General features: G+C 72.2%; 5 protein-coding genes and 1 pseudogene. All 6 read right to left on the bottom strand.

Annotated elements, in window-relative coordinates; genetic code table 11:
- A partial coding sequence (locus EBH09_RS34705) for a cytochrome P450 (protein ID WP_153182762.1) occupies positions 1 to 883 on the bottom strand: 883 nt, incomplete at its 3' end.
- Positions 880 to 2130 (bottom strand): cytochrome P450, encoded by a 1251-nt coding sequence (locus EBH09_RS34710; RefSeq protein WP_121750761.1) that lies wholly within the window; start codon positions 2128 to 2130, stop codon positions 880 to 882. The genes EBH09_RS34710 and EBH09_RS34705, both read right to left, overlap by 4 nt.
- Positions 2127 to 2735 (bottom strand): ATP/GTP-binding protein, encoded by a 609-nt coding sequence (locus EBH09_RS34715; protein ID WP_193776692.1) that lies wholly within the window; start codon positions 2733 to 2735, stop codon positions 2127 to 2129. Before EBH09_RS34715 ends, EBH09_RS34710 begins: the two co-directional genes overlap by 4 nt.
- Positions 2716 to 3063, bottom strand: a complete 348-nt coding sequence (locus tag EBH09_RS34720) for a DUF742 domain-containing protein (RefSeq protein ID WP_121750762.1) — start codon at positions 3061 to 3063, stop codon at positions 2716 to 2718. The genes EBH09_RS34715 and EBH09_RS34720 overlap by 20 nt, the downstream gene beginning before the upstream one ends.
- Positions 3060 to 3467 (bottom strand): roadblock/LC7 domain-containing protein, encoded by a 408-nt coding sequence (locus tag EBH09_RS34725; RefSeq protein ID WP_121750763.1) that lies wholly within the window; start codon positions 3465 to 3467, stop codon positions 3060 to 3062. Before EBH09_RS34725 ends, EBH09_RS34720 begins: the two co-directional genes overlap by 4 nt.
- A pseudogene (locus tag EBH09_RS34730) lies at positions 3464 to 3695 on the bottom strand (ATP-binding protein); the annotation flags it as partial. The pseudogene EBH09_RS34730 and the gene EBH09_RS34725, both read right to left, overlap by 4 nt.

Below are 3695 nucleotides of genomic sequence, written 5' to 3' on the forward strand. Positions count from 1 at the left end.
GGATCAGGACGTGCGAGGTCGGGGTCGACCAGCGCAGCGTCTCCTCGATCACCGCGGACCACTCCGCCTCCCCGGAGAGCACCAGGGCCCGCTGCTCGGGATGCGCGGCGAGGTTGACCACGGAGTTCACGATGAGCGAGATGGTGGTCTCATGACCGGCGGCCACCATCAGCTGGAGCGTGGAGACGATCTCCGCGTCCGTGAGGTGGTCGCCGTTCTCGGACGCCTGGATCAGCGCGCTGGTCAGATCGTCGCCGGGCGCGGCGCGCTTCGCGGCGACCGTGTCGGCCATGATCCCGGCCAGTTCGGTGAGCGTGGCGACCACCTCCCCGGGCGGCGTCTGCGTCGAGAAGAACTTCTCGAACAGCACCTTCAGCCGCGGCAGCCGCGCCTCCTCGATGCCCATCAGGTCGGCGATGACGTACATCGGCAGCGGGTGGGCGAAGGCCGCCTTGAGGTCCACGACGCCGCCGTCCGCGGGCAGCTCGTCGAGCAGCCGGTCGGTGAGCTCGGTGATCCGACCCCGCATGTGCTCCACCCGGCGCACCGTGAGCGCCTGAGCCACCAGCGTGCGCAGCCGCCGGTGGTCGGCGCCGTCCACGGTGAGCATCGAGCGGCCGGGGTTGGCCAGCCCGATCAGCGGCCAGTCGGCGGGAATCTCGCCGCGCTGCCACGCCCCCCACACGTTGATGTCCTTGACCAGGCGGGGGTCCGTGAGGAGGGCCTTCGCCTCCGCGTGGTGGGTGACCGCCCAGACGGGCACGCCGCCCGGCAGCTCCACGGCGGCGAGCGGTCCGGCCGCGCGCAGCCGGGCGCTCTCGCCGTCGAGGTCGGTGACGAACGGGTCCAGCGGGATCCGGGCTTCTTCGGTTCCGGTCGTCATGCTGACGTGCCTCCCAGGGCAGTGGTCGGGGTGAACCGCACGGGCAACTCGGTCAGCCCCCGCAGCCAGGGCGAGGGGCGACGGATGAGGGACCCGGCGGGTACGGCCAGGTCGATGTCCGGCAACCGGTCGAGGACGACCTCGATGCCGGTGCGCGCGATGACCTCGGCGACCTCCTGCGCGGGGAACGGGCAGCGGTGCTCGCCGTGTCCGAAGGAGAAGTGCGCGTTGTTGCCGCCGGTGAGCGCGGAGCCGTCGGTGCGGACCTGCGGGTCGGAGTTGGCGCCCTGAAGACCGAGCAGCACCAGGTCGCCGGCGCGGATGTGGCGCCCGCCGAGCCGGGTGTCGCGCGAGGCCCAGCGGCCGGCCACGTTCTGCGTGGGCGTGTCCTCCCACAGCACCTCGTTCATGGCCTCGGCGACACTGTTGCGGCCGCCGAAGAGGGAGGCGGCGAAGCGGTCGTCGGTCAGCATCAGGCGCAGCGAGTTGCCGATCCAGTCGGCGGTCGGCTGGTGGCCCGCGGCCATCATCACCATCAGGTCCTGGGCGACCTCCTCGTCGGTGAAGCTGCTGTCGTCGGCCAGCATCCGGGAGGCGACGTCGTCGGCGGGCGCCGCCTTCCGGTCGGCGAGGAGGCCCGCCATCGACGTGGCGAGGTGCGTCTGGCCGGCGATGGCCCGCTCCCTGCCGTCGATCATGTCGTTGAGGGCGGTGACGAGCGCCGGACCCTGCTCGTCGGAGAAGCCGTACAGACGGGCCAGGACCCGTACCGGCAGCAGCATGGCGTAGTCGCCGACCAGGTCGGCCTCGCCCTTGGCGCACAGCCGGTCGACGAGTTCGTCCGCGAACCGCTCGGCATGGCCGCGCAGGATGTGCGGGTCGACCGCCTCCAGCGCGTTGCTGATCATGGCGGCGCGTTCGCGGTGCCGTTCGCCGACCGTGTAGAGGATCGACGGCTGCCCCCGGCCGATCATCGGCAGCAGCGGCCAGTCACCGGGGATGTTCTCCCACTGGTTCCACAGGCCGGAGTCCCGGCTGAACAGCACCGGATCGCCGGTCACCTGGTGCAGTTCGCGGTAGCCGAGCACCAGCCAGGCCGGGACGTCCCCGTCCAGCAGCACCGGGGTGACGGCACCGTGCTCGCGCCGCATCTGCCGGTACAGCAGGGCGGGTTCGGTCTGGAAGCGGGGGCCGCCGAGCGGTACGGCGTCCGGGGCGTCGGTGACGTCGGTGGCGTCGGTGCTCACACGAACTCCTGTCGGGGCTGGGCGGCGTGGCGCGCCTGGAGGTGCTCCACGAGCGCGATCAGCACCTGCTTGCCGGATTCGCGGGACCGGGCGTCGCAGAAGACCAGCGGCACCCGCGGGTCCAGGTCGAGCGCCTCGCGCACGGCCTCGGGACGATGCCGGGGCCCGCCGAAGTCGTTGCAGGCGACGATGAACGGCGTGCCGTGGTGCTCCAGGCGGTCGATGGCGTACCAGGAGTCGTCGATGCGGCGGGTGTCCACCAGGACCACCGCGCCGAGCGTGCCGGAGAACAGCCGGTCCCACAGGAACCAGAAGCGTTCCTGGCCGGGCGCGCCGAACAGGTACAGCACGTTGCGCGCGTCGAGGCTGATGCGGCCGAAGTCGAAGGCCACGGTCGTCGCGGTCTTGCCGCGCACCTCACTGATGTCGTCGACCGCCTCGCCGGCCTGCGTCATCGTCTCCTCGGTGTTGAGGGGGCGTATTTCGCTCACCGAGCGGACCATGGTCGTCTTGCCGACGCCGAACCCGCCCACGACCACGATCTTCAGGCCGTTGTCGGCGGACGCACCCAAGGGGGTGCGGGCGTCAGAGGTTGCGGAGTCCAACGAGCACCTGCTCCAGGATGTCGGGATCGGTAACGGCTGCCGAGTGCGGGTGGCGTGCGCTGACCCGGCCCGCGGCGTGGAGATCGGAGAGCAGGACCTTGGTGATGCTCACCGGAAGCCGCAGTTCGGCGGCGATCTCCACGACGGCGGTGGGCGCCTCGGTCATCCTGAGAATCGCCGTGTGCTCCGACTGCATGCCGGGCGCCGGCTCGCATTCGGCGACGACGAGGGTGACCAGGTCGAAGGGGTTGCCGGGGCTCGACCGGCTGCGTCCCTGGGTGACGGTGTACAGGCGATCGGGCGCGTCGTCCCTGCCGGGGCGGCTCATGACGTACGGGGCTGCGCGGTGAGGTGCTCGCCGAGCTGTTCGATGAGCTCGCTCATGTTGTGCCCGACGAGCCCCGCGTCCGCGTCCTCGGAGGTGACGACGGCCAGGTGCGCGCCCTGGCCCGCCTCCACGATGAACAGGATCCCGCCGTAGAACTCGGTCATGGCCGAGCGCACCCCGCCGCTGCCGTCGCCGAACTCCACGGACGCGCCGTGGGACAGCGACTGGATGCCGGCGGCGATCGCGGCCAGTTGGTCGGCCTGGTCGACGGAGAGCTCCGGGGTGCGGCAGAGCCTGAGTCCGTCGCGGGACAGGACGAGCGCGTGCCGCGCGCCCGGCGTGCGCTCCAGGAGGCCCTCGATGAGCCAGGTGAGCTTCTCGTCGGCGGTGGTCGAGCCGGTCATGAAGTGGTGTCGCCTTCCGGGTGCGCGTGCGAGTGGGACGGGTGGTCGGGGGCCGTCTCGGCCGGTGCGGGTGCTGAGGGCTGCGCCTGCGGGGCACCGTCCCGTGAGGTGGCGGGGCCGGTGGCCCGTACGGCCTGGCGGAAGCTGCTGAAGCGGGCCGCGCGTGCCTTCGCGTCGTCGGCGGGCGGCGTGGCGCGCGGCTCGGCGGACCGGGCGGTGGCCCGGGCG

The organism is Streptomyces sp. E2N166 (assembly GCF_003671715.1).
GTDB lineage: Bacteria > Actinomycetota > Actinomycetes > Streptomycetales > Streptomycetaceae > Streptomyces > Streptomyces thinghirensis.

Excerpts from the sequence above, each read along its gene's own strand:
- EBH09_RS34720 (WP_121750762.1), bottom strand. The coding sequence starts at position 3,063 with ATGAGCCGCCCCGGCAGGGACGACGCGCCCGATCGCCTGTACACCGTC.
- EBH09_RS34725 (WP_121750763.1), bottom strand. The coding sequence starts at position 3,467 with ATGACCGGCTCGACCACCGCCGACGAGAAGCTCACCTGGCTCATCGAG.